This window comes from Pseudonocardia sp., from assembly GCF_029263155.1.
Classification (GTDB): domain Bacteria; phylum Actinomycetota; class Actinomycetes; order Mycobacteriales; family Pseudonocardiaceae; genus Pseudonocardia.
On the sequence record NZ_JAJCYB010000041.1, the window covers coordinates 1 to 23,835 of the forward strand.

At 74.3% G+C, this 23,835-nt stretch carries 24 protein-coding genes and 1 pseudogene; 14 read left to right on the top strand and 11 right to left on the bottom strand.

What is annotated here, in order from left to right:
- Positions 1-268 precede the first annotated feature (268 nt).
- Entirely contained in the window at positions 269-856 is a 588-nt protein-coding gene (locus Q1K26_RS07115) for a helix-turn-helix transcriptional regulator (RefSeq protein WP_300008680.1), read from the top strand.
- A 107-nt stretch (positions 857-963) separates the two neighbouring features.
- Positions 964-1,824, top strand: a complete 861-nt coding sequence (locus Q1K26_RS07120; RefSeq protein WP_300008682.1) for a class I SAM-dependent methyltransferase — start codon at positions 964-966, stop codon at positions 1,822-1,824.
- Between the two features lie 108 nt (positions 1,825-1,932).
- Here the strand turns inward: Q1K26_RS07120 and Q1K26_RS07125 are convergent, their stop codons facing one another.
- The 3 genes from Q1K26_RS07125 to Q1K26_RS07135 are packed head-to-tail and all read right to left on the bottom strand — an operon-like array spanning position 1,933 to position 4,246.
- Positions 1,933-2,667 carry an ABC transporter permease gene (locus Q1K26_RS07125; RefSeq protein WP_300008684.1) on the bottom strand — a complete coding sequence of 245 codons (735 nt, stop codon included), beginning with the start codon at positions 2,665-2,667 and terminating at the stop codon, positions 1,933-1,935.
- Positions 2,664-3,374 (bottom strand): fluoroquinolone transporter permease, encoded by a 711-nt coding sequence (locus Q1K26_RS07130; protein ID WP_300008685.1) that lies wholly within the window; start codon positions 3,372-3,374, stop codon positions 2,664-2,666. Before Q1K26_RS07130 ends, Q1K26_RS07125 begins: the two co-directional genes overlap by 4 nt.
- The gene (locus Q1K26_RS07135) at positions 3,371-4,246 is read right to left on the bottom strand and encodes an ABC transporter ATP-binding protein (protein WP_300008687.1); all 876 of its coding nucleotides are present in this window, start codon (positions 4,244-4,246) and stop codon (positions 3,371-3,373) included. Before Q1K26_RS07135 ends, Q1K26_RS07130 begins: the two co-directional genes overlap by 4 nt.
- A gap of 107 nt (positions 4,247-4,353) precedes the next feature.
- Here Q1K26_RS07135 and Q1K26_RS07140 point away from each other — a divergent pair, with 107 nt between their 5' ends.
- Together Q1K26_RS07140 and Q1K26_RS07145 are read left to right on the top strand one after the other, a co-directional pair.
- On the top strand, positions 4,354-4,890 hold the full coding sequence (locus Q1K26_RS07140; protein WP_300008689.1) for a MarR family transcriptional regulator: 537 nt from the start codon (positions 4,354-4,356) through the stop codon (positions 4,888-4,890).
- Positions 4,891-4,993: 103 nt separating this feature from the next.
- Complete coding sequence (locus Q1K26_RS07145; protein WP_300008691.1) at positions 4,994-5,908, top strand: slipin family protein; 915 nt, start codon at positions 4,994-4,996, stop codon at positions 5,906-5,908.
- Here the strand turns inward: Q1K26_RS07145 and Q1K26_RS07150 are convergent.
- The 4 genes and pseudogenes from Q1K26_RS07150 to Q1K26_RS28690 all read right to left on the bottom strand — a co-directional run.
- Positions 5,877-6,071 (bottom strand): DUF1707 domain-containing protein, encoded by a 195-nt coding sequence (locus tag Q1K26_RS07150; protein WP_300008692.1) that lies wholly within the window; start codon positions 6,069-6,071, stop codon positions 5,877-5,879. The two genes, Q1K26_RS07145 and Q1K26_RS07150, sit on opposite strands and share 32 nt — an antisense overlap.
- A 78-nt stretch (positions 6,072-6,149) precedes the next feature.
- Positions 6,150-7,508, bottom strand: a complete 1,359-nt coding sequence (locus Q1K26_RS07155; protein WP_300008694.1) for an MBL fold metallo-hydrolase — start codon at positions 7,506-7,508, stop codon at positions 6,150-6,152.
- Positions 7,505-9,304 (bottom strand): SpoIIE family protein phosphatase, encoded by a 1,800-nt coding sequence (locus Q1K26_RS07160; protein WP_300008696.1) that lies wholly within the window; start codon positions 9,302-9,304, stop codon positions 7,505-7,507. Before Q1K26_RS07160 ends, Q1K26_RS07155 begins: the two co-directional genes overlap by 4 nt.
- Before the next feature lie 484 nt (positions 9,305-9,788).
- Positions 9,789-10,634: pseudogene (locus tag Q1K26_RS28690) on the bottom strand (MASE1 domain-containing protein); the annotation flags it as partial.
- A 100-nt stretch (positions 10,635-10,734) separates the two neighbouring features.
- On the opposite strand from Q1K26_RS28690, the gene Q1K26_RS07175 reads away from it, so the two are divergent.
- From Q1K26_RS07175 to Q1K26_RS07195, 5 genes are all read left to right on the top strand, one after another.
- Positions 10,735-11,619 carry a 2-dehydropantoate 2-reductase N-terminal domain-containing protein gene (locus Q1K26_RS07175; RefSeq protein ID WP_300008701.1) on the top strand — a complete coding sequence of 295 codons (885 nt, stop codon included), beginning with the start codon at positions 10,735-10,737 and terminating at the stop codon, positions 11,617-11,619.
- Positions 11,620-11,694: 75 nt separating this feature from the next.
- The gene (locus Q1K26_RS07180; RefSeq protein ID WP_300008703.1) at positions 11,695-12,018 is read left to right on the top strand and encodes a putative quinol monooxygenase; all 324 of its coding nucleotides are present in this window, start codon (positions 11,695-11,697) and stop codon (positions 12,016-12,018) included.
- Positions 12,019-12,074: 56 nt separating this feature from the next.
- Positions 12,075-12,557, top strand: coding sequence for a hypothetical protein (locus Q1K26_RS07185; protein ID WP_300008705.1), 483 nt, complete (start codon positions 12,075-12,077; stop codon positions 12,555-12,557).
- Between the two features lie 90 nt (positions 12,558-12,647).
- Complete coding sequence (locus Q1K26_RS07190; protein ID WP_300008706.1) at positions 12,648-13,256, top strand: hypothetical protein; 609 nt, start codon at positions 12,648-12,650, stop codon at positions 13,254-13,256.
- Positions 13,253-15,721, top strand: a complete 2,469-nt coding sequence (locus Q1K26_RS07195; RefSeq protein WP_300008708.1) for a pyruvate, phosphate dikinase — start codon at positions 13,253-13,255, stop codon at positions 15,719-15,721. The genes Q1K26_RS07190 and Q1K26_RS07195 overlap by 4 nt, the downstream gene beginning before the upstream one ends.
- 11 nt (positions 15,722-15,732) lie before the next feature.
- Here the strand turns inward: Q1K26_RS07195 and Q1K26_RS07200 are convergent, their stop codons facing one another.
- The 4 genes from Q1K26_RS07200 to Q1K26_RS07215 form a co-directional block, all read right to left on the bottom strand.
- On the bottom strand, positions 15,733-17,034 hold the full coding sequence (locus Q1K26_RS07200; RefSeq protein WP_300008710.1) for a DUF222 domain-containing protein: 1,302 nt from the start codon (positions 17,032-17,034) through the stop codon (positions 15,733-15,735).
- A gap of 397 nt (positions 17,035-17,431) precedes the next feature.
- A complete protein-coding gene (locus Q1K26_RS07205) occupies positions 17,432-18,178 on the bottom strand; it encodes a tyrosine-protein phosphatase (protein ID WP_300008712.1) in 747 nt (248 codons plus the stop codon).
- Positions 18,171-19,139: an HAD hydrolase-like protein gene (locus Q1K26_RS07210; RefSeq protein WP_300008714.1), complete on the bottom strand. Its 969-nt coding sequence runs from the start codon at positions 19,137-19,139 to the stop codon at positions 18,171-18,173. The genes Q1K26_RS07205 and Q1K26_RS07210 overlap by 8 nt, the downstream gene beginning before the upstream one ends.
- A gap of 1 nt (position 19,140) precedes the next feature.
- Complete coding sequence (locus Q1K26_RS07215) at positions 19,141-20,142, bottom strand: hypothetical protein (protein ID WP_300008716.1); 1,002 nt, start codon at positions 20,140-20,142, stop codon at positions 19,141-19,143.
- 174 nt (positions 20,143-20,316) lie between these two features.
- On the opposite strand from Q1K26_RS07215, the gene Q1K26_RS07220 reads away from it, so the two are divergent.
- Genes Q1K26_RS07220 through Q1K26_RS07240 form a run of 5 tightly spaced genes read left to right on the top strand, consistent with a single transcriptional unit; the run spans position 20,317 to position 23,814 of the window.
- Positions 20,317-20,610: a EutN/CcmL family microcompartment protein gene (locus Q1K26_RS07220; protein WP_300008718.1), complete on the top strand. Its 294-nt coding sequence runs from the start codon at positions 20,317-20,319 to the stop codon at positions 20,608-20,610.
- 34 nt (positions 20,611-20,644) lie between these two features.
- Complete coding sequence (locus Q1K26_RS07225) at positions 20,645-20,977, top strand: BMC domain-containing protein (protein ID WP_300008720.1); 333 nt, start codon at positions 20,645-20,647, stop codon at positions 20,975-20,977.
- Positions 20,978-20,984: 7 nt separating this feature from the next.
- Positions 20,985-22,361 carry an aldehyde dehydrogenase family protein gene (locus tag Q1K26_RS07230; RefSeq protein ID WP_300008722.1) on the top strand — a complete coding sequence of 459 codons (1,377 nt, stop codon included), beginning with the start codon at positions 20,985-20,987 and terminating at the stop codon, positions 22,359-22,361.
- On the top strand, positions 22,361-23,167 hold the full coding sequence (gene eutJ, locus Q1K26_RS07235; protein ID WP_300008724.1) for an ethanolamine utilization protein EutJ: 807 nt from the start codon (positions 22,361-22,363) through the stop codon (positions 23,165-23,167). The genes Q1K26_RS07230 and eutJ overlap by 1 nt, the downstream gene beginning before the upstream one ends.
- Positions 23,164-23,814: a hypothetical protein gene (locus Q1K26_RS07240; protein WP_300008726.1), complete on the top strand. Its 651-nt coding sequence runs from the start codon at positions 23,164-23,166 to the stop codon at positions 23,812-23,814. The genes eutJ and Q1K26_RS07240 overlap by 4 nt, the downstream gene beginning before the upstream one ends.
- Positions 23,815-23,835 lie beyond the last annotated feature (21 nt).

Genomic DNA, 23,835 nt, shown 5'->3' on the forward strand with positions numbered 1-23,835 from the left:
CTCCGTCCCAGCCACCCGCGGTGGCGCGCCGGCGGTGTCCACATGGAGCGCCCGCAGCGCAGCGAGGACGAACGACGTGGACACCGACAAGCGGTGCCGCATGATCTCCGGCGGAGGAGGGGTTGACAAACGGTGTCTCACGTCGCTTCCCGACCCGTACCTGCCAGGTGCCCGCGACACGGCCTCGCAAACGCGAACCGGCGATCGAGGATCAGGGCCGCGCGGCGCCGCCCGCCGGATCGTGCTCGCTGCGCATAGGATCGTGCTCATGACGCAATCCGAGGGTGATCTGGACGGCCTGGTGCGCCAGCGCATCCGGGCCCTGCGGGTCGCCCACGGCTGGTCCCTGCAGGACCTGGCGACCCGGGCGGACCTGAGCCAGTCCTCCCTGAGCCGGATCGAGAACGGGCGGCGCCGGCTCGCGCTGGACCAGCTCGTCACCCTGGCCCGGGTCCTGGACACCTCCCTGGACCAGCTGGTGGAGACGGCCACCGACGACGTCGTGTCCGACCCCGTGGTCGACGGGGCGCACGGCGTGCGGCGCTGGGCGATCAGGGCCGAGCCCGGCATGACCGTGGTCCGCCGGCGCCTGACGGATCCACCGCCGGAGAGTCCCGCCCGGCTGCGCGCCCACCCCGGTCGGGAGTGGTTCGTCGTCCTCTCCGGCACCGCGGTCCTGCTGCTGGGCACCGGACGCATCCGCGTGGAGACCGACCAGGCCGCCGAGTTCCCCACCATGCTGCCGCACGCCGTCGGCGCCGAGGGCGGTCCGTGCGAGATCCTGGGCATCTTCGACCGCGAGGCCCGCCGCGGGCACCGGGACGACCCGGGGGCACCCGAGCTGGCTCCGCGGTGACCCCGGCCGGCGACGCCTGCTGCCCGCGCGGCACCGCATGTGGCCGACTTCTTGCCATATTGGCAACGTTCTTGGCGTCTGACGCATGAGGCGCCTACGGTGAGGACATGACGCAGACGACGCCCACACACGGCCACGGCCACGGCCACGAGTACGGACAGGACGGTCGGGTGGCGATGGCGGACATCCTGGACCTGGACGCCGAGGTGCTCGCCGAGCACACCGCGTCGATCGTGTCGTGGCTCCCGGTCGGCGACGGCCCTCGCCGGATCGTGGATCTGGGCTGCGGGACCGGCGTCGGCACCTTCGCCCTGCTGGCCCGGTTCCCCGAGGCGCACGTGACCGCCGTCGACTCCTCCGACGAGCACCTGCGCCGGGTGCAGGACAAGGCCCGCGAGGCCGGGGTGGCGGGGCGGGTGGACACCGTCCGCGCCGACCTCGACGCGGCGTGGCCCGACCTGGGCCGGCTCGACCTGGTGTGGGCGTCGGCCTCGCTGCACCACATGGCAGATCCGGATCGCCTGCTGCGCCGGGTCCGCGACACGCTCACCCCCGGCGGTCTGCTCGTCGTCGTCGAGCCCGACGGCTTCCCGCGGTTCCTGCCCGACCACGCTCCCGAGGAGCGCCCCGGACTCGAGGGACGCTGCCACGACGTGGCCGACCGCGGGGCCGCGGAGCGGCTGCCCCACCGCGGGGCCGACTTCGGCCCGATGCTCGTCGCCGCCGGGTTCGAGATCGCGGGGGAGCGCATCGTGACCGCCACCGTCGAGCACACCCGCTCGCGGTCCGTCGGCCGCTACGCGCTCACCGGCCTGGGGCGGATCCGCGACGCCGTGGCCGACACGCTCGCGGCCGAGGACCTGGCCGCGCTCGACCGGCTCCTCGACCCCGACGGCCCGCACGGCCTGCTGCGTCGCGACGACCTCGCGCTGCGCACGACCCGCACCGTGTGGGCCGCGCGCGCCTGAGCGACCGATCCCGACGACCGCCCGGAGACCCGAGTCGATCACGATCCCGCGCTCCGCGCGGAGCCCGTCGACCGTCGACCGCCCGGCGCCAGGTCCTCGGGGACCCGGTCAGCGCAGCCGGCGCGTCACCACCCTCAGCAGCACGAGGGCCAGCGCTCCGTTGTAGAGCAGCCCGCCCGCGACGTAGGGCCAGTAGGTGCCGCCGTCGTGGGCCGACCAGAACGCCCGCGCCGGCCAGTACGGCGGCAGCACGCCGAACGCGAGCTGCCACGGCTGCTCGAGGACGAAGAACGGGATCAGCGGCAGCGTGAACACCGCGAGCCCGACGACCCGCATCACCGCCAGTCCCTCGATCTTGGTCCGGCCGAGCGAGGCCATGACGAACCCGAGTACGGGCGCGAGCAGGCCGGCGACGAGCGCGACGGGGACGCTCAGGGCCACGGTCGGCGCGTCGACCTGCCCGGTGAGGGCGAGCGACGCCACGACGGAGACCGCCGTCAGCACGGCAGTCACCGTGGCGCGGTAGGTCGGATAGGCGCCGGGCGGGAGCGGGGTCACCCGCAGCGCCGTGAGGGTGTGCTGGTCGGAGTCGTCGAGCAGCTGCAGCGCCAGCACCGCACCCATCAGCAGGGGCGGGCCGAGCACGCAGAACGCGCTGAGGATCACCGAGTGGTACGGCGCGAGGTCGAACGCCCACTGCGTCCGGGCGTGGTCGGTGACGGCCGGGAGGAACCACATGGTGGCGGCGTAGAGGAACGGGCCGACCAGGACGACCCCGAGGAGGGTGTCCCGGCGCACGGTCCGCAGGTCGTTGCGGGCGAACGCGGCGATCGCGCCCATCATCGACCTCCCTCGGACGTGACGACGTAGCGATGGAACACCCGCCGGGCGAGCAGGCACAGCGCCACGATCCAGACGGTCGGATACGCCACGGCGAACGCCAGCTCGCCCGCGGTCGGCGTGACCTGCCCGAACGCGGTGCCGAGCAGCAGCAGCGGGCCGTGGGTGGGGACGAGCGCGAACAGCGGGTGCGGGTACAGCCCGGCGTAGTCGATGATCGGCACGCTCGCCACGGCCAGCAGCAGCGTGGCCGGGAGGAGCCACTCGCTGATCGAGGGGAACAGCGGGGCGGTGCAGAAGCCCGCGAGCACCATCAGCGCCGTCATCAGCAGCACGCCGGCCAGGAACGCGGGCCAGCCGAGGTCCGGTCCGTGATCGGCGAGCACCACGACCACGCAGGTGAGCAGCCCGAGCGTGGACATCGTCAGCAGCTTCGATGCCAGGTAGCGCCCGAACCGCAGCGGCGTGACGACCAGCGCGTGAAGCGTGCCCTCGCCCTTCTCGAAGAACAGCGCCCCGGCGATGAAGAACAGCAGGAACTCGATGTCGGACATGAGCAGGTAGGGCATGGCGGCGGGCAGCAGGGTGTCGGGCACGAGCTGCAGCACCCCGACCCACAGCGCCACGACGAACCCGGTGGCCCACCAGATCCCGTAGCGGCGCTGCAGCCGGAAGTCCATCCGCACCGCGGCCGCGAGCACGCGGTTCATGCGATGCTCCGGCCGGTGACCTCGACGAACACGTCCTCGAGGCTGGCCTCCTGGCTGTGCAGCGCCTCGACGTGCTGCCGACGGGCCAGCTCGCGGAACGCGGCGTCGTCGGCGAGGCCGTCGAGGGGGAAGTCCTCGTACCGCAGCTCGGCGTGGGGGTCGTGCGGGTCGCGGTAGGTGACCCGCACGGTACGGCTGCTGCGGCTGATCTTGTGCTCGGCCGGGGTGTCGAGGGCGGCGATGCGGCCGTCGACGACGAACGCGACGCGGTCGCAGAGCTCCTCGGCGGTGGCCATGTCGTGGGTGGTCAGGAAGACGGTGCGGCCCTGCGCCCGCGCCGCCCGGACGATGTCCTTGACCCGCCGCGCGTTGACCGGGTCCATCCCGGACGTGGGCTCGTCGAGGAACAGCAGTTCGGGATCGTGCAGCAGCGCTCGGGCGAAGACCAGGCGCATCTGCATGCCCTTGGAGAACCGGCCGACGCGGGTGTCGGCGTCGCCGGCCAGGTCGACGGACTCCAGCAGTGCCATCGGGTCCTGCGTGGGCCCGGCGTAGAGGGAGGCGAAGAAGCGGAGGTTCTCCAGTGCGGTGAGCTTGTGGTAGAGGTTCGGCAGCTCGAAGGAGACGCCGACGCGCTCGTAGTACGGCGAGCCCCACTCGGCGGGGTCCCGGCCCCACACCGCGACCCGGCCGTCGTGGCCGGTGAGCAGGCCGGTGAGGATCTTCTGGGTGGTGGACTTCCCGGCGCCGCTGGGGCCGAGGAAGCCGAAGACCTCGCCCGTGTCGACGGTGAAACCGATGCCCCGTACGGCGGGCTCGACCGACCTCGGGTAGCGGAAGACGAGGTCGTCGACCTCGATGACGGGGGACATGACAGCCTCCGGTGGGCACGTGGCGAAGGGCGTGCCGACCAGGCTTCCCGGCTCTCCACGGCCCGCACTGCGGACCGACGCGAGGAACGCTAGCATGATTTCAGTAATTGCTGAAGCTTCTGAGGAGGATGGTGGTGGGGGACGTCGACGCGGTGGCCGAGAAGCTCGCGCTCGCCCTGAACGAGGCCGGGATGCAGCGGATGGTCGCCCGGGTCATGGCGGCGTTCCTGTTCTCCGACGCCGACTCCCTCACCGCGGGCGACCTCCAGGAACGGCTCGACGCGAGCGCGGGGTCGATCTCCGCGGCGATCGGCATGCTCCGCACGGTGGCGCTGGTCGAGCCCGCCGCCGTCCCGGGCAGCAGACGCGCCCACTTCCGGATGCGCGACGACGCCTGGTCCACGCTCATGACCGGCAAGAACGCCACGCTCGAACTCATGCAGCAGATCGCGGAGGAGGGTTTGGCCCACATCGATCCGGGTAGCCCGGCACATGGTCGGCTGACCGAGATGGCCGCCTTCTACCGCTACCTGCAGGTCGAGCTCCCGGCGCTGATGGACCGGTGGCACGCCTCGCGAGGTGACCCGGGATCCGCTGACCCGGAACCGCAGCTCCGGACTGCGGAATCGGACACACCGGACTAGCATCGGCCGAAGGTGCGCCGGGAAGGCTGGTCGGCAGTCGATGACCGCCGTCCGCCCGCCGCCGCCGGCGGTGCGGTGGACCGATCCGATCCCGGAGGTACCCGTGACCCCTGCCCTCGTCGTCGTCGCCCTGATCGCCGCACTGCTGCTCGCCGTCGTGGGCGCCGGGGTGCGGCTGGTGCAGCAGTACCAGCGCGGAGTCGTGCTCCGGTTCGGCCGGCTGCTGCCGGAGATCCGCGAACCCGGCCTGCGGGTGATCATCCCGTTCGTCGACCAGATGACGAAGGTGCCGGTGCAGACCGTCGTCATGGACATCCCGGCCCAGGGAGCGATCACCAAGGACAACGTGACCCTCTCGGTCGACGCCGTCGTCTACTTCCGGGTCACCGACCCCGCGAAGGCGGTCGTCAACGTCGAGAACTACCTGGGTGCGGTGTCGCAGGTGGCGCAGACGTCGCTGCGTTCGGTCATCGGCCGCGCCGACCTGGACACGATGCTGTCCGACCGGGAGCAGGTCAACGCCGAGCTGCGCGCGGTCATCGACACCCCCACCGAGGAGTGGGGGGTCAGCGTGGACCGCGTCGAGATCAAGGACATCGCGCTGCCCGAGGGCATGCGCCGGTCGATGTCGCGGCAGGCCGAGGCCGAGCGCGACCGGCGGGCGCGGGTGATCGCCGCGGACGGCGAGTTCCAGGCCTCCGCCAAGCTCGCCGACGCCGCGCAGGCGATGGGGGAGACGCCGGGTGCACTGCAGCTGCGCCTGCTCCAGACGGTGTCCGACGTCGCGTCGGACAAGAACAGCACGCTGGTCATGCCGTTCCCCATCGAGCTGCTGCGGTTCTTCGAGAACGCGACCGGCGGCTCGGCGCCCGTGTCGACGGGAGCCGAGAAGTCCGTCGAGACGGCCCCGGACGACCCGCCGGCGGCGGATCCGGCTCAGCTCCCACCCGCGGCACCCGCGGCGCAGGACCCGGTCGTCCCGCCCGTCACCACAGATCGGGCGGCAGATCGGCCGTGAGGTCGTCGAGGTCGCCGCGCGTGCGCGCCGCCAGCGCGTCCGCGCTGCGCTCCTCGAACTCGACGATCGTCAGCCGGCCCTCGCCGACCGCCCGGTGCAGACGCCGGAGCACCGCCTGCCGGTCGTGATCCGCCACGCGGAGCGCGCGCCGCGCTGAGTCCATGTCCGTCCTCCCGTGGACCAGGATAGATCCGCCGGGCTCCGGGGGACGGCCCGGTCACGGCGGGCCCGCCGGCCGGTCTCAGCCGTCGGCGAGTCCGCGGTCCACCGCCACGGCGTAGTCGTCGTCGACGTGCACGACGTCGTGGCCTGCGCGGTCGAGCAGGCTCGCCGCGATGCCGGCCCGGAAGCCGGAGGCGCAGTGCACCCACAGCCGCCCCCGGGGGATCTCGTCGAGGCGTTCGAGCAGCGAGTGCAGGGGGATGTGGGCCGATCCGGGGATCGCGCCGGCGGCGCGCTCGTCGTCGCGGCGCACGTCGAGGACGACGTCCCCGCCGCCGTCGCGTGCCGCCGCCACCTCGGCGAAGCCCACCCGCGGGTAGCTGCGCAGCTCGCCGGGCGCGGCCAGGTCACGCGGTGTCCCCACGGCGGAGGCGTCGGGCCGGTCGATCCCGATCCGGACCAGCTGGCGCTGGGCGTCGGCGACCTGCTCGGCGGTGTCCCCGACCAGGGTCAGCGGGGTGCCCCACGGGATGAGCCAGCCCAGGTAGGTGGAGAACTGCTGACCCAGCGCCAGGCCGACGGTGCCACCGATGTGCTCGGCGGCGTAGGCGGTCCGGTCGCGCAGGTCGACGACCCACTCGCCGGCCTCGATCCGGGTCCGCAGCTCCTCGGGGACCACCCGCCGGACCGGGGACAGGTCCGCGGCCGCCGGGCCCTCCAGGTTGCGGGCCCCCATGTGCGCGTAGTAGCGGGGGTAGGCGGTCAGGCCGGCGACGAGCCGGGTGACGAACGCGTCCTCGTCGGCCTCGACCAGCGCGTCGTTGCGCTCCCGCTCGACGCCGATCGTGCTGCTGTCCCCGCCGGTGGCCGGGCCCGACGAGCAGAAGCTGCCGAAACCGTGGGTCGGGTAGACGGCGTCGTCGGCCCCGCTCACGGCCGACAGCAGCCGCGCGGAGCGGTACTGGGCGCGGGTGAGCTCCTCGACGCGGTCGGGATCGACGAGATCGGTGCGACCGACGCTGCCGTAGAGCAGGGATCCGCCGGAGAACACCGCGGCCGGCCCGTCGCCGTCGTCGACCAGGTACGACACGTGGCCGTCGGTGTGGCCGGGTGTCGCCACGACCCGTACCCGCAGCCGCCCGGCGGTGAGCTCGTCGCCGTCGCGCACGGCGTGCCGCTCGAACGCGACGTCGTCGGCGGCGGCCACCGCGTAGCGGGCCCCGGTGCGGCGTGCGAGCGCCAGACCGCCGGTCACGTAGTCGTTGTGGATGTGGGTCTCGGCCACCAGGACGCACGTGAGGCCCCGATCGGCGAGCACCGCGTCGACCCGGTCGAGGTCGCGCTGCGGATCGACCACGACGGCGCTCTCGCCGTCATGGGCCACGTAGCTCCGGTCGCCCAGCTCGGTTGTCTCGATCACCTCGACCTGCGGACTCACTCCGGACTCCTCTCCTCGCCGTCCGAATGACCGTACATTCTGGGCGGAGATGTGGCGACCGGGAGGCGGAAGCGGACGGTCGTGCCGGTGGGTAGACCGTCCAGCTCGCTGTCCGCGGTCAGCGCGCGGATCATCGCCAGGCCGTGGCCGCGGTGGCCGTTGTCCGTGGGCGCCGGCCGCCAGGTGCCGGTGTCGCGGACCACCGCCTGCACCGGGCCGTCCACCGCGCGGTGCAGCGTGCACTCCACCTCGCCGGGCGCCCCGTCCGGGTAGGCGTGTTCGACGGCGTTCGCGACGGCCTCACCGACGGCCAGCAACAGGTCGTCGGCGACCTCGGCGGGCAGCGCGTGCTGCCCGGCCCAGGCGCGCACCGCCGCCCGCACCGGTCGGAGCTGCCGGGGCCGGGCGGGCACGCGCAGCCGCAGCGGGGGCGGCAGGATCCGCGCCGCCACGACGGCCACGTCGTCGGAGGGGCGCCCGGCCGGTACGAGGTGTGCGAGCAGGTCGCCGAGCACGGTGTCCGGCGCGCGGTCGCCGAGCCCGGCGGCGTGGTCGGCGAGCCGCTGCATCCCGTCGTCGATCACCTCACCGCGGCGCTCGACGAGTCCGTCGGTGTAGAGCAGCACGGTCGCGCCGGGCCCCGCCGCGAGCCGGCTCTCGGTGTAGGGCGGCCGTCCGCACACCCCGAGCACGGTGCCGGGCGATCCGTCCAGCAGCCGGGCCCGGCCGTCCTCGAGCAGCATCGGCGGCGGATGCCCGGCGCGGGCCCAGCACAGCTCGCCACGCGTCCAGTCGACGACGACGCAGGCCGCGGTGCTGCCGCGCGTGCCGGGGATCCGCGCGGCGAACCGGTCGAGCTGCTCGAGCACCTGCGCCGGGCCGTGCCCGTCGAGGAGCGCGCAGGTCAGGGCGCTGCGCAGCTGCCCCATCACGGCGGCGGCGGCCGGCCCGTTGCCCACCACGTCCCCGACGACGACGGCGGCGCGGTGCTCGTCGAGGGCCAGGACGTCGTACCAGTCACCGCCGGCCTGGGTGCCGGCCGCGCCCGCGAGGTAGCGCGAGCCCAGCGCGAGACGCGGGAGCTGCGGCAGGCGCTGGGGGAGCAGGTTGGTCTGCAGCACCTCGGCGATGCGGTGCTCGGCCTCGTAGAGCCGCGCGTTCTCGATGGCGAGCGCGGCGCCGGTGGCGATGTCCTGCACGAACGGCACGTCGTCGGCCCGGTGGCGGTGCCCGGAGTCGGTGAAGCCCACCCACAGCGCCCCGACGACGGAGTCCCCGGCGAGCAGCGGCACCGTGATAGCGGAGACGGCGGCGAGGGCGGGCGGCACGTCCGGATCGGGCGCCAGCTGCTCGGCGAGGACGCCGCTCCCGGTGGACAGCACGTCGAGGACGTCCGGTCCCGGCAGCCGCGACAGCATCGGTGCCAGAGCCGGGTCGGCGTGGGCGGCGGCGACCCGCTGCGGGCGTCCCCCGCCCCCCGGCACCACCAGCACGGCGAGGTCGGCGATCTCCGGCACGACCGCCTCCACGAGCAGCCGCCCGCGCAGCTCCGGGCCGTCGGCGGCGTTGAGCCGCTCCAGGACGTCGCTGCGCACGCGCTGGCGGGCGGCCCGCCGCTCGGCGACCTCCCGCAGCCTGATCGACAGCTCGTAGAGCCGGACCCGCTCGAGCGAGTTCTCGACCTGCAGCGCGACCGCTTCGAGCAGGGTGCGCTCGTCGACCGGGAACTCCCGCTCCTCGGCGAAGTGCGCGGCGACGTACCCGACCGGCGCGCCGGCGCGGTGCAGGGGGAGCACCGCCGCGGCCCCGTACGGTGTGCCCCGCCAGCAGTGCGGTGACGTCCGGGAACTCCGCCGCGGTGCCGTCGCGGTCGCGCAACCAGCGGGCCCTTCCGTCGCGCACGGTCGCCGGGCCCGGCAGGGCGGCGTCGACGGTGAGGTCCGCGTGCCGCCGGGTCGTGGCCGCGGGGAAGCCGAGGGTGGCGACGCGCAACGCGCCGTCCGGGCCGAGCACCCCGACCGAGGTCGCGCCCGCACCGAGCGGGACCAGGCCGGCCTCGTGCACCGCCCGCACCGCCTCGTCGAGCGTGGCCGCCGAGCCCAGCGCCGCGGCGGTCCGGTGCAGCAGTTCTGCCCGGCGCAGCGCGCGGCGCTCGACGTCGTAGGCGGTCTCCGCGGCGAGCCGCTGCGAGTCGGCGGCGGCCGCGCGCAGCAGGGTGCGCTCGCGCTCGCGGATCTCGGCGGCGAGCGCCGCCGTGGTCACCAGCACGACGGCGATCAACGCCTGGACGTAGCTCAGCGCCAGCCCCGGGGCCACACCGAGGTCGGCCGCGAGGCCCTGCTCGCTCGCGACCGACGCCGACGCGGCGAACGCGACGCCGACCCCGGCCGCCGTGACCCCGGCGACGCCGAGCCGGAAGGCGATCCACACCAGCACGACGGCGACGAGGTAGGCCAGCGGCAGCGCGTGGCGGGACACGACCGCGGCCGCGGCGAGCGTGGCCAGCACGACCAGGGCGGCGGCCTCGGGACGTCGGCGCGGCACCCGCCACACCGAGTCGGGTGAGCGCAGGGCCAGCAGCGCCCCGCCGACGACCAGCACGCCCAGGCCGTCGCCGAGCCAGATCCGCACGGCGACGTCGAGGAACCGGTCGGGGGCCACGAACAGCGCGTCCGTCGTCGCCACCAGCACGGCCCCGAGCAGCGGGGCGACGAGCACCGGGCCTGCGACGAACCGGAACAGGTCCTCGCGCCGCTCCAGGTCGATCCGCCTGCCCCGGTGGGCGCCGAGCAGCAGTGCGCCGGCGAGCGGCTCGGCGATGTTGGCGATCGCGAAGCCGACGCCGGCCGCCGGGCCCAGCCCGTTGACCGTGTCGAGCACCATCTCGGCGAGCAGCACCGCCGCGGCCACGACCGGCCACAGCCGCCGGTCGAGCACCACGAACGCGGCCAGGGTGAGCCCGGCGGGCGGGAAGAAGGTGCCGCCGAGGCCGAGTGCGCCGAACCAGCTGAACGCGGCCTGGGACCCCGCCGCGTAGGCGAGGGCGACGACGACGAACACCACCGGGGCGGCCGGGTGGACCGCCGTTGACCTGCTCCCGGGCGCACGGCCGCGGGGCGGCTGCATGGGGCAATTATGGGTGGCGCCTCGGTGCTGTCAACGAGCGGGACATCCGCGCCCGATGGCGGCCTGCGAGGATGGCGGCCCGACCGTGGGAGGGAATGTCGTGGGGATCAGGATCGCCGTGCTCGGAGCCGGCGCCGTGGGCGGGATGCTCGGCGTGCTGCTGGCCGAGGCGGGCCACGACGTCACGATGCTGGCCTCGGACCGCACCAGCACCGCGATCAACGTCGGCGGACTGACGCTGCGCAGCGCCCGCTTCGGCGAGGTCCGGGCGCGGGTACCGGCCCGGCCGTGGCTGTGCTCTCCCGTCGACGCGCTGTTCGTCGCGGTCAAGGCGCCGGACCTGCTCGCCGCGCTCACGCGGGTCCCCGCGGGTCTGGTCGACGGGGCCGCTGTGGTGCCGCTGCTCAACGGCGTGGATCACGTCCCGCCGCTGCGGGCCGTGTTCCCGGGCGCCGACGTGGTGCCCATGACGGTGTCCGTCGAGGCCACCCGGGTGGCACCCGGCGTGGTCGAGCACCTCTCCCCGTTCGCCGACTACGCGATCTCGGCGGCGGTCCCGCAGCGGGCCGTCGACCCGGGCGCGGTGCTGCGCGACGCGGGTCTGGACGTCGACGACTCCGCGCCCGACGAGCCCACCCTGCTGTGGCGAAAGCTCGCCTTCCTCGGCCCCTTCGCGCTGCTCACGACCCGCGCGATGGAGCCGATCGGCCCGGCCCGCGAGGCCCGGCCCGACCTGCTGGACGCCCTGGTGGGGGAGGCGACGGCCGCGGCGGCCGCGGGCGGGGCGGCCGTCGACCGGGACGGTGTCCGCAACCGGCTGGCCGCCATGCCGGCCACGATGCGCTCGTCGATGCTCAAGGACGCCGTGGCCGGGGCGACCCTGGAACTCGACGCCGTCGCCGGCCCGGTCCTGCGCGCGGCCCCGGGCGGGGCGCCGGTCACCCGCGGGATCGTCGCCGAGATCGCGGAGCGCGCCGGCGGGTGATCGCCCGATGAGACACCACGGCGTCCCGGCGTGCGGTATCCCTGACGACGACATCCCCAGACGCAAGGAGGCGTCGTGATCTTCGTCGTCATCAGGATCGACATCCGTCCGGAGAAGCGGGAGGACTTCCTCGCCGGCATCACCCGGTACTCGGCGCAGGTGCGCGAGGAGCCGGGGAACCTCGTGTTCAGCTGCTTCGCCAGTGTCGAGCGCCCCGACGAGTACGCGGTGATCGCCAACTACGCCGACCAGGCCGCGGGTGAGGCGCACGTGGCCTCCGAGCACGCGCAGTGGTTCTTCGGCTGGCTGCCGTCCGTGGTGGCCTCGGTGCCGAGGATCGTCTACCAGGAGCTGCCGGGCGAGGGCTGGTCGGAGATGGGGGAGGTGGTCCTGGACTGACTGCCCGTCGCGGTCCGGCGGCGCTCCTCCCGCCGCCGGACCGGCGCCCGTCGCCGTTGTCCGGCCGAGACAAGGCGTGGGCCGACATCTCCACCACGTTCACGCGGCCGAAGAACTACATCGAGGCCATCACCGGCGGTGCGGTGTTCGCCCGCGAGAAGTGGAACACCCCGATGGGCGAGGTGTACCCGATCAAGATCGACGACCTGGGTGACCACCTGGGCCGCGTCCAGAACGCCACGCTCAAGCTCTACACGAAGACCGCGCGGATGAACCGGCGCGACCTGATCTGGAACGGCCAGTACGTCTACTACGTGGACATGATCCTCCCGCACATGCGGCTGGCCGGGAGCTACGAGAAGGCCTGCCGGGACTACGACCTGTGGGAGATCGACCAGCGGGTCGCGAACTACTACTACGACATCACCAAGCGCGGCTTCGCCCAGGAGACCGTGCCGAGCAAGATCTTCTCGGGGGCGGGCTACCTGCCCTTCTCCGAGGACGCCGACCGGCGCAACTCGAAGGGCCGCTGGCTGTAGCAGGGGCGGATGCCCATTGCAGCAAGGCCACCATCACGCAACCAGGCTGCATGAAGGTGGCCTTGCTGCAATCAGGACGGGAGACGCCCGGTGCTGGACAAGACCGACTATGACGTCCTCAACGTCGTCGCACTCAAGAAGATGGTCGCCGCCGACGTCGTCGCCGGTGACACGGGGATGGCCGCGCCGGACGTGGAGTCGGTGCTGGAGCGGCTCGCCGGGCAGGGTCTCGTCGTCGTGGCGGCGGGGGCGGCCTTCCCCTCCGACGACGCGGAGCCCGCCCTGGCCGCCGCCGCGGCACACCACTACGCGCGGGTGCGCGAGGACGGGGAGCTCGCCCCGCTCGTCGACCGCTTCGAGACCGTCAACGCGCAGTTCCTGACCACGATGTCGTCCTGGCAGCAGGTCGACGTCGGCGGCCGGAAGGTCACCAACGACCATTCCGACGCCGAGTACGACGGCAAGGTGATCGCCCGGCTCGACAAGCTGGTGGCGCGCCTGGGCCCGCTGCTCGACGCCCTGACCGCGCACGACCCGCGGTTCGCCGCCTACCCGCGCCGCTTCGCCGCGGCGATGGACGGGATCGACGCGGGGCGCCACGAGCTGGTCTCCTCGCCCACCCTCGACTCGGTGCACAACGTGTGGTTCGAGTTCCACGAGGACCTGCTGCGCACCCTGGGCCGGGAACGGGTCGAATGACCTTCACGCTGACCTTCGCCGAGGCCGACCCCGCCGACCTCGACCGGCTGGGGGGCAAGGGGGCCGGCCTGGCCCGGATGACGCAGGACGGGCTGCGGGTCCCGCCCGGGTACGTCATCTCGACCGCCGCGTGCCGCCGCTACCTCGCCGCGGGCGCGTTGCCCGACGGGCTGGTCGGCGAGGTGTTCGACCGGCTGGCGGCACTGGAGGCGCAGTCGGGCAAGACGTTCGGGGCGGGACCGCTGCCGCTGCTGCTGTCCGTCCGGTCCGGGGCGCCGGTGTCGATGCCCGGGATGATGGACACCGTCCTCAACCTCGGGCTCGGACGCGGCGCCGCGATCGCGATGGCGACGGCGACCGGGGACGTGCGCTTCACCGCCGACCTCGTCGCCCGGTTCCACGCCATGTACGCCGACACCGTGCTGGGGGCACTGGACCCGGGCGCCGGGATCGCCGACGTCGTCGCCGCGGTCGAGCCGGGCGAGGACCCGGGGGAGGTCTACGACCGCGTGTGGACCGCGTGCGAGCGGGCGCTGGACGACGACTGCGGCGAGAGCGTGCCCGACGACCCGCGCGCGCAGCTCATCGGGGCCGTCGAGGCCGTGTTCCGGTCCTGGAACACCCGCCGGGCGCGCACCTACCGCGACCACCACGGCATCCCGCACGACCTCGGCACCGCCGTCGTGGTGCAGGCGATGGTGTTCGGCAACCTCTCGGCCGACTCGGGTTCGGGCGTGGTGTTCACCCGCAACCCCGTCACGGGCGAGCCGGGGCTGTTCGGCGAGTACCTGGCGCACAGCCAGGGCGAGGACGTCGTGGCCGGCACCCGCACCCCGGACCCGGTCGGCACCGCGCTCGCCCCGGACCTCCTCGCGGAACTGCGCACCACGTGCGCGGAACTGGAGCGCAGCCACGCCGACGTGCTGGACATCGAGTTCACCGTGGAGCGCTCCACCCTGTGGCTGCTGCAGGTGCGCAGCGCCAAGCGCACGCCCGAGGCCGCGGTGCGGATCGCCGCGGACCTGCTCGCCGAGGGCGCCGTGCGGCCCGCCGCCGCGCTGCGGGCCGTCACCGCCGAGCAGGTCCGGCAGGTGCAGCGGCCGGGCTTCGCCGCGGGCGACGTCGACGCCGCCCGAGCCGGAGGGCGGTTGCTCACGACCGGGATCGGCGCGTGTCCCGGTCAGGTCAGCGGCGCGCTCGTGCTCGATCCCGACCGCGCCAGGGCCGCGGCCGACGGCGGCGCGGCGGTGGTGCTCGCCCGGCCCGTCACCAGCCCGGCCGACCTGCACGGCATGATCGCGGCGCGGGGTATCGTCACGGCCACCGGCGGGTCCACCAGCCACGCGGCCGTCGTGGCGCGTGCGCTCGGCACGGCATGCGTGGTCGGGGCCTCGGAGCTGGTGGTCGACCCGGGCGCGCGGACGCTGGCCGTGAACGGCCGGACCCTCGCCGAGGGCGAGCCGGTCTCCCTCGACGGCGCCACCGGCGAGCTGTTCGCCGGGACCTTCGCCACCGCCACCCCGGCCGCGGCGACCGGGGCGCTGTCGGCGCTGCTCGACGTCGCCGCGCGAGCCGCGGGCTGCGAGGTCCTCGGCCGGGTCACCCTGCCCTCCGACGTCGGCCGCGCACTGGCCGCGGGCGCGACCGGTCTGGTGACGGCGGTCGACGACGTCCTGGCCGCCACCGGGCACCTCGACGGGCTGGTGGCGGGTCTGCTCGGGCACGGTCCCGGCTTCGACGCCATCGCCGACCTGGTGACGGCCGAGTTCACCCCGCTGCTCGCGGCGGCCGGTGCGGTGGAGGTCGGTGTGCGCGCCATCGACCTGGTCGCGGACGAGGCCCGCGAGCTGCTCCAGCAGACGGCCGTGACGACGCGGCACCCGGAGCTGTCGGTGCCGCTGGGGCGTCCGGAGCTGGTCCGGGCGCAGTTGGAGGGCCTGCAGGGCGCGCTGCGGGCGTCCGGGTCGCGGGCCCGGGTACACCTCGCGGTCCGGCACGTCAGCGATCCGGCCGAGGCCCGCGCGCTGACCGGGCTGGCCGCCGAGCTCGGCCCGGACGTGGCCGTCGGCACCTACCTGACCAGCCCACGCGCCGCCCACGCAGCGGTGGACATCGCGGCGAACAGCGACGTCGTCTGGCTCGAGGTGCGCACACTGCAGGCAGCGGTGTTCGGCATCCCCGCCCGCCAGCTGCTCACCGCGGAGCCGCTGGACGGCTACCTGCGTCGCGGGATGCTCGGCTGCGACCCGCGCACCAGGCTGGACCCCGCCGTGCAGGACCTGCTGGCCGGGGTCGCCCGGGCGACCGATCGCTCGGGCCGCCGGGTGGGCATGCGGCTGTCCGGGGAGGTCTCGGAGTCGGTGGCCGCGCAGCTGCACGGGCTGGGGTTCCGGCGCTTCGCCGTGGACGCCGCGCAGGCCCGCCCGTTGGTGCTCGCGCTGGGCAAGGCGGCCCTCGCCGGGTGAGCCCGGCCTCGTCAGGGCGCCGGTCCTGCCCGGCTCGTGTAGATGTGCCCGGTCGGGGTGGTGGTGCGTACCGTGTGCGGCTCCGGGCCGAGCCCGTCGTGGACGGTCTCGACGGTCCAGCCCGGCATCTCACGGACCAGGTTCCCGCGCGCGCAGACCCCACGACCGTTGGTGAACGAGGTCGGACCGCCCGCCCGGTGCCGGTCGACGTGGTCGAGATGGCGGATCGGGGCGTCGCAGAAGGGGTCGCGGCAGGAACCACCGTCCCGGGTGCCGATCAGCCGGGCGAGCCACCCGTCGAACCGGCGTCGCCGTGGATCCCCACCCACGAGCGGGCCGCCCGCGGGCATGGTGAACAGCCGTCGCCACCACAGCCGCCCGCCGCTACCGGCCAGGATGTCGCGTGCGATCCCGGCCGGGACCGGGCCGTAGCCGGTCAGCTCGGCGGTGCGGTGGGTGTCGGGGTCGAGGACGGAGTCGATCGGCATGACGATCCCGACCTCGGCGTGCACGTCGCACGCCCGGACCTGCCCGGTGACGCGTTCGACGAGGGTGTCGGCCATGATCTGATCCCGGGTCCGCCCGTCGCCGCCGGAGATCAGGGTGTCGGCGTGGCCGCGCAGCGCCGCCCAGCACGCCACCCCCTGGTCGGCGGGGAGGTATCCGGTGAGCAGGGACATCGTGTCCGGGGCCGGGCGCAGGCCGACCCGACGGTGCGTGCGCTGGGTGCGGCCGCGCTCGACGTAACCGTGCGGGTCGGCCTCGTAGGCGAATCTCCGCGCGATGGCCGCCGCCCGGCGTGAGGACAGCCCGGCGATGCCGCCCGCGACGATCCGGGCGTCCACCTCGCGGCGCAGATCCGCGGGCAGGTGGCGGATCTCGGTGACGACCAGCCCGGCCACGTACTCGCTGATCGCCCCCTCGCGCAGCAGCGCCGCGGTGGCCGGTAGATCGCCATGCAGGGCACGGGCGATCCCGAGCCGCCGCGATCCCTCGCCGGGTGAGACGTGACACGCCAGCGCGATCTGGTCGGCGATCCCACGCCCGACCGCCCGCGGATCCCGCAGCACCTGCTCCTGCTGCAGCTCGACCTGGGACCGCGCGAACGCGACCATCTGCTCGTGCTGTGCCGCGGCTGCGGCGGCCTTGACCCGCTCCAGCAGTGCGATCCGGTCGATCCGGGCTGCATCGTCGGTGTGGGCGTCGCACGCGGCGAGGGTTCCCAACCGCGCCAGCATCGCCGACAGCTCGTCCACCATGGCGTCGGCGGGCGAGCTCGTGTCGCCGACCTCCGAAGCCACCGCTGCTGTCATGGTTCGAACATACTGTCGACCCCTGACAGTTCCGGGTCGCATCCGCGACACGGCCACCGAGTCGCCGTCCGATCTCCCGGAATCAGCTCGTGCACCGGCGCGATCACGGGCTCCGACCCGCATGCCGGGACGTCCGTCGGTCCGGTCGACCGCACCGGCCCAGGCGCTCCTGGTCGAGTGGGGTGGGTCGCGGGTCTCGCCAGGGCCGCGGTGGACGAACTCGGCCGCCGCCGTGGGGTCGGCCCGGCGAAGGCGGCGCGGGTCGTCGCAGCCTTCGTCCTCGCCGATCGGCCCGCCGGGCCGGCGCTGGGCCGGTCGTTGCGCACCTCGGCCGACATCGCCGCGGTGGCGCCGCCGCTCATCGGCCGGGAAGGCGTCGAGCAAGTGGCACCAGAGATCAGGGATCGACCGGCTCCAGCAGCCCGTCGGTCAGCTCGGCCACCACCGAGGCCGGGATCCCGCGGGCGGCGGCCCACCCCGCCGCCCCGCCCCAGTCCCGGTCGAGCACGTCGAGCAGGCCGCGGATCGTGCGCTCCTGCGCCTGGTAGACCTCGGGCGGCACCGTGGCCATGTGGTCGCGGTAGAACGGCCAGTCGCGGAACCGCTCCACGATGCGCGGCATGTTGTGTGCGCTGGCCAGGTAGTCCGCGACGACGTCGGCCTCGTCCACGCCGGCCAGGCGCAACGTCAACGCGGTCACCAGCCCGGTGCGGTCCTTGCCCGCGGCGCAGTGCAGCACCGTGGGGCGTCCCGCGGCGGCCGCGATCAGCCGCACCACGGTCGGCAGCACCGGGCTGGGCGAGGCCAGGGCCGCGCGGGAGAAGTGCAGGGTCTGCTCGGCGGGCGGCAGGTCGGTCACCGGCACCGTGGGCAGCGGCGCGTTGAGGTAGCAGATGCCCTCCGCGGCGAGCGGCCCGCGCCCCTGGGCCACCGTCTCCGGTCCGAGCCGCAGGTCCACCAGCAGCTCCACGCCCACCCGGTCGACGAGCCGGGCGACGTCGTCGGCGGTGAGCGCCTGCAGCGTGTCGCTGCGGAACAGCGCCCCCTCGCGCACGCGCCGCAGCGGACCGGCGCGGAGCCCGCCGAGGTCGCGGAAGTTGAACGCCCCCGCCAGCGGTGAGACGTGCCGTGCCGGGTCAGTCACCGCGGCACACCGCGCGGACGGCGGCGAGCAGCTCGGCCGGCACGCTGCAGTCCGGGGTGGGCGGGGGAACGGTGGGCGCAGGAACGGTGGGCGCGGCCAGGGCGGCCAGGACGTGGTCCCTGGCCGCGGTGCGGCGCCGCCGCCGGACCGCTGCGGCCCTGCGCGCCGGGTCGTCCGTCCCGCCGGCCCCCGAGCAGCCGCAGCCGCAGTCCCGCTCCGCCGGGCGGATGGGCACGGCACACGCCCCGCCGGGCGGCTCCACCGCCGCGTCGCCCAGCAGGTACGCGGTGATCTCCTGTGGCCACAGCGCGACGAACTCGGCCCCGGCCTCGGTGAGCTCCTCCACCGTGTGCATCCCCCATGCCACGCCGACGACGCGGATGCCGGTCTCGCGGGCGTCGCGCACGTCCCCCGCGGTGTCGGTGACCAGCACCGTGCCGGCCGGGTCGGGTGCCGTGTGCTGCCCGGCCTCGTCGTAGTCCGCGGCGCAGCGCCGCCCGAACCCGCTGCCGGAGTCGGCGAGGAAGGCCCGGATCGCGGCCCGCTTGTCCGGGGCGACGTCGCCGCCGAACACGTGGGCGAAGCAGAACGCCAGGTCGTTGCGCACGAGCACGCGGCGCAGCACCTGCATGGCGTTGGACGACATGACGGCGAGCGTGCAGTCGCCTGCCAGCCGGCGGACGACGTCGGTCATCCCGGGGATCATCGGGGGGGTGTAGTCGGTGCGCAGCAGGTCCAGGAACGCGGCCTTCACCTCGTCGGCGTGGGCGTCGTCGCGGCACAGCGAGCGGATCGAGGCGAACACGTTGGTGCGGAACAGGTCGAAGTAGCGTTCCGGGCTGTCGACGCCGAGGGAGAACCGGTCGTTGATCCGGGAGAACACCTCCCACGACGCGACGCGCGTCTGCACCAGCGTGCCGTCGAGGTCGAAGACGACGGCCCGGACCGGCGCCGGGCCCATCTCAGGTCCGGTTGTACACGGCGCCGAGCTCGCCGAGACCGATGAAGTCCATGCACTCCCCGTACCCGGTGCGCTCGGCCCCGGACGGCGGTGTGACCGTCCAGCGGTGCAGCACGTTGTGCCCGACCGTGCCCGGCCAGGCCTGCCACGGGAACGTCGTGAGCCCGCTGCCGTCGAGCTCCCACGTGCGGTCGGCCGAGTCGGTGACCGACAGCTGCACGCGCTCTCCGTAGAAGCCGGTGCGCCACGACGTGCCGCCCCCGGCCTTGAGGCCGTAGACCTTGCCCCCGTCCAGGACGTAGCCGTGGGTCATCGTCAGCGGCGAGGGCGCGTCGGGGCCGGCGTCGGTGGAGAAGTCGGAGATCACGTGGATCGCGAGGTCGCGGTCGACGTGGGCGTGCAGCCACGACAGCCGCGAGGTCTGGCGCTCGGCGCGCACGCCCCAGCTGTGGTCCATGGTGGACACGCAGTCGATCGGGAAGGTCTCCCCGCGCAGCGTCAGCTCGCCGGAGAAGTGTCCGGTCTGGTCGAAGTGGCCGGCGTAGGCGTGACCCCAGGTCTTGGCCATGTCCCGGTCGGCGGCCATGGGGTCCTGCGCGGGGTCGTTGATGTCGTAGGCCTCCATCAGCGCGGTGTAGCGGAAGCGCAGGTCCAGCCCGGCGGCGGCGTCGGTGTAGGAGACGTCCCAGACCGCGTTGGGCTCGGAGCACACGACCTTCAGGCCGTTGGCGAGCTCGTAGTCGAGCAGGTTCGACGGCTGCGGCACGACGAGGTGCTCCCAGGCGTCCCAGTAGTCGGCGGCCCACGGCATCGTCACCCGCCTGCGGTTGATCGCGACGGTGGAGCCGACGACGCCGAGCGGCTCGCGGAACAGGCCGTACACGCCGATGTTGACCGGGCTGTCGGTGTCCTGTGCGGCGTAGAGACCGAAGTAGTTCGTCTCGGCCCACAGCGGGTCGTCGCTCGTCGGCGGGTGGAACTGGGCGTCCTCGGGACGGATCACCGGTGACCTCCTGACGCGGCTGTGACCGGGCCAGCCTGCTCCGCCCGGGCGGGCCCGGCCAAGAGCGTCGCGGGACAACGGCGGCCCGGGACGTTGTCCGGTTCGGATAGCGCCCGGCGGCGTCGGCCCGACCTACTGTCGCCTTCCGCCCGACCGAGGTGTGGAGGTGACGACGTGCTGATCGCCAAGGTGCTGGGGCAGGTGGTCGCCACGGTCAAGGAACCGGGCCTCGGTCGCTTCACCCTGCTGCTGCTCCAGGACGCCGCCGGGGTCGATCCCGAGCGCACCACCGGTCCCGCCTACGTCGCCGTCGATCTCGTGGGGGCGGGCGTGGGCGAGATCGTCCTGGTCGCGGCGGGTGGCGCGGCCCGGATCGCCGCGGGCGCGGACGCCCCCACCGACCGCGCCGTCGTCGCGATCGCCGACTCGGTCGTCCGGGGCGGCACCGTCACATACCGCAAGTCCTGAGAGCCCGCAAGTCCTGAGAGCACTGGAGGACCCGATGGCAACCACCCCGACCGGCGCCGCAGCCGGCGCGCCGACCGGACCGCGCGGCGCGCTGGGCCTGATCGAGACGAAGGGACTCGTCGGGGCGATCGAGGCCGCGGACGCGATGGTGAAGGCGGCCAACGTGCAGATCGTGGGGCACCGCGAGATCGGCGGCGGCCTGGTGACGGTCATGGTGCGCGGTGACGTGGGCGCGGTGAAGGCCGCCACCGACGCCGGTGCGGTCGCCGCGGGCAAGGCGGGCGAGGTCGTCTCCGTCCACGTCATCCCGCGTCCGCACGACGAGACCGAGGGCATCCTCGCGATCCTCACCCACCCGAAGGGCTGATCCCCCGGTGGACGCCGATCTTGCGGGCCTCGCGGACGTCCGGAGCAGGGCCCGGGCCGCTCGGCGCGCCTTCGACGAGCTCGCCGGCGCCGACCAGGAGACCCTCGACGGCTACGTGCGCGCCATGGCGCGGGCCGGGACGGGGGCCGCCGAGGAGCTGGCCCGCCTCGCCGTGGACGAGACCGGGTACGGCGTGTACGAGCACAAGATCCACAAGAACCGCTACAACACCGGGTTCGTCGCACGCTGGATGCTGGAGCGTCGGGCCGTGGGCGTGCTGTGGGTCGACGAGGACGCGCGCGTCACCGCGGTCGGCAGTCCGATGGGCGTCATCGCGGGGATCATCCCGGTGACCAACCCGACCTCGACGGCCCTGTTCAAGTGCCTGGCCGCGGTGAAGTCGGGCAACGCGATCGTGCTCGCCCCGCATCCGCGGGCCGCGCGCTGCACGCGCCGCGCCGCCGAGATCATGGCGGAGGCGGCGGTGGGCGCCGGTGCACCGGAGGGGCTGATCTCCTGCCTGGAGTCGCCGACGCTGTCCTCGACCCAGGAGCTGATGCGCCGCGACGAGATCGCGCTGGTGCTCGCCACCGGCGGGCCGGGGATGGTCCGCGCCGCGTACTCCAGCGGCAAGCCGACGATCGCCGTCGGCGCGGGGAACGTGCCCGCCTACGTCGGGGCGTCGGTGGCGGATCCGGCCGAGGCCGCCGAGATGATCATCACCTCGAAGTCGTTCGACAACGGCACCGCGTGCGTCGCCGAGCAGTCCGTGGTCGTCGTCGAGGCGGTCGCCGACGCCTTCCTCGCCGCGTTCGAGCAGCGCGGCGCGCACTGGATGAACGAGCCCCAGCAGGCCGCCCTCGTCCGCACCCTGTTCGACGAGCGGGGCGCCCTGCGCCCGGCCGCGGTGGGGCAGAGCGCGGCGCGGCTCGCCGAGCTGTCCGGGTTCGCCGTGCCGACCCGCACCCGCGTCCTGGCGGCCCGACTGGACCGGGTCGGCGCCGACGTCCCGCTGTCCCGGGAGATCCTCGGGCCGGTGCTCTCGGTGTACCGCGAGCCCGACGCCGCGGCCGGCTGGGCCCGCTGCCGGGAGGTCCTCGCGCTCGACGGGGAGGGCCACACGTGCGCGGTGCACGCGGCGGACCCGGCGGAGATCGCCCCGTTCGGCACGCTCCCGGCCGGGCGGATCGTGATCAACACTCCGGCCCTGTTCGGGGGCATGGGCTACTCCTGCGAGGTCGACCCGTCCTTCCAGCTCGGCACCGGGACCTGGAGCGGCTCGATCTGCTCGGACAACGTCACCCCGCTGCACCTGATCAACATCAAGCGGATCGCGCACGAGGTGCGTCCCTGGCGCACCGTCTACGACCCGGTGGAGCTCTAGTGCTCGTGGAGACGAACCCGCGCGCGCTGCTCGAGGCGGCCGCGGCCTGCAGCGCCCCCGAGTCGGTGGTCGGGCCGCTGCAGGTCGGCGTCGACCTCGGCACGGCGACGTGCGTGCTGGTGGTGCTCGACGCGGCCGGCGCCCCGGTGTGGGTGGACGCCCATCCGTCCGGCGCGCTGCGCGACGGGGTGGTCGTCGACTTCGCGGCGGCGGTGGCCGCCACGGCGCACCTGCGGACCCGGGCCGAGGCGGCGCTGGGCGGGCCGCTCACGACCGCCGCGACGGCGTACCCGCCGTGCATCCCCGTGCGCGACGCGCGGGCGTGCACCTACGTCTGCGAGACGGCCGGGTTCGTCGACGTCGTCCTCGTCGACGAGGTCACCGCCGCGCAGCGCACGCTCGACGTCGCCGACGGTGTGGTCGTCGACGTCGGTGGCGGCTCGACGGGCGTCGGCGTCTTCCGGGACGGGGTGCTCGACGTCCTCGACGACCGGCCCGGCGGCGGCCACCACCTGGACCTGGTGCTGGCCGGCGCGCTGGGCCTGACCGTCGAGCAGGCCGAGGCGTACAAGCGCGCGGAGCCCGAACAGGCCCTGCCGATCCTCGTGCCCGGGCTACAGCGGATCGCCGAGTCGGTCCGCCTCATGACCCGCGGCGTGGAGCACCTGCCCGTGCACCTCGCCGGGGGAGCCCTGATGATCCCCGGCGCGGACTCCGTGCTGGCCGGCTGGCTGGAGCGTCCCGTCGTGACCTACCCGCACGCCCTGCTGATCACCCCGCTCGGGATCGCGAGGTCCGCACCGTGAGCACCGGGCCGACGCTGCGCACCGGACCGACCCTGCGGACCTACGCGTTCGTGGACCGGATGCAGCCGCAGTGCGCCGCGCACATCGCGGCCACCAGCCCGGGTGACGTCCCGCTGGCCGGGATGGCGGAGCTCTACATCGAGATGGCGCCGGGCAACGAGGTGTTCCGGGCCGCCGACATCGCGCTCAAGGCCTCCGGCGTGCGCCCGGCTCTGCAGATCATCGAGCGCGAGTTCGGGTTGCTGGAGATCCACTCCGAGCAGCAGGCGGAGGTGCTCGCGTCCGGCCAGGCGGTGCTCGACGAGCTCGGCCTGACCGAGGCGGACCGCATCCGGCCGACGATCGCGTCCACCCAGTTCATCACCAACGTGCACCCCTACCAGGCGCAGCTGCTCAACAAGTGGCGCAAGGGGTCGATGCTGCTGCCCGGCCGGAGCCTGCTGGTCATGGAGGTGGCCCCGGCCGCCTACATCGCCGTCGCGGCCAACGAGGCCGAGAAGGCCGCGAACATCACCGTGATCGAGCTGCGCGCGGTCGGCCGGTTCGGGCGCATGTTCCTGTCCGGGTCCGAGAGCGACGTGGTGACCGCCCGCGACGCGGCGGTGGCGGCCCTGGACGCGATGACCGGACGGGAGGCCCCCCGATGAGCGCGCCACGCCGACGAGCGG

Bases quoted from the DNA above. Each gene is read 5' to 3' on its own strand.
- Q1K26_RS07115 (WP_300008680.1), top strand. From the start codon at position 269: ATGACGCAATCCGAGGGTGATCTGGACGGCCTGGTGCGCCAGCGCATC.
- Q1K26_RS07120 (WP_300008682.1), top strand. From the start codon at position 964: ATGACGCAGACGACGCCCACACACGGCCACGGCCACGGCCACGAGTAC.
- Q1K26_RS07125 (WP_300008684.1), bottom strand. From the start codon at position 2,667: ATGATGGGCGCGATCGCCGCGTTCGCCCGCAACGACCTGCGGACCGTG.
- Q1K26_RS07130 (WP_300008685.1), bottom strand. From the start codon at position 3,374: ATGAACCGCGTGCTCGCGGCCGCGGTGCGGATGGACTTCCGGCTGCAG.
- Q1K26_RS07135 (WP_300008687.1), bottom strand. From the start codon at position 4,246: ATGTCCCCCGTCATCGAGGTCGACGACCTCGTCTTCCGCTACCCGAGG.
- Q1K26_RS07150 (WP_300008692.1), bottom strand. From the start codon at position 6,071: ATGGACTCAGCGCGGCGCGCGCTCCGCGTGGCGGATCACGACCGGCAG.
- Q1K26_RS07195 (WP_300008708.1), top strand. From the start codon at position 13,253: ATGACCTTCACGCTGACCTTCGCCGAGGCCGACCCCGCCGACCTCGAC.
- Q1K26_RS07200 (WP_300008710.1), bottom strand. From the start codon at position 17,034: ATGACAGCAGCGGTGGCTTCGGAGGTCGGCGACACGAGCTCGCCCGCC.
- Q1K26_RS07210 (WP_300008714.1), bottom strand. From the start codon at position 19,139: ATGGGCCCGGCGCCGGTCCGGGCCGTCGTCTTCGACCTCGACGGCACG.
- Q1K26_RS07225 (WP_300008720.1), top strand. From the start codon at position 20,645: ATGGCAACCACCCCGACCGGCGCCGCAGCCGGCGCGCCGACCGGACCG.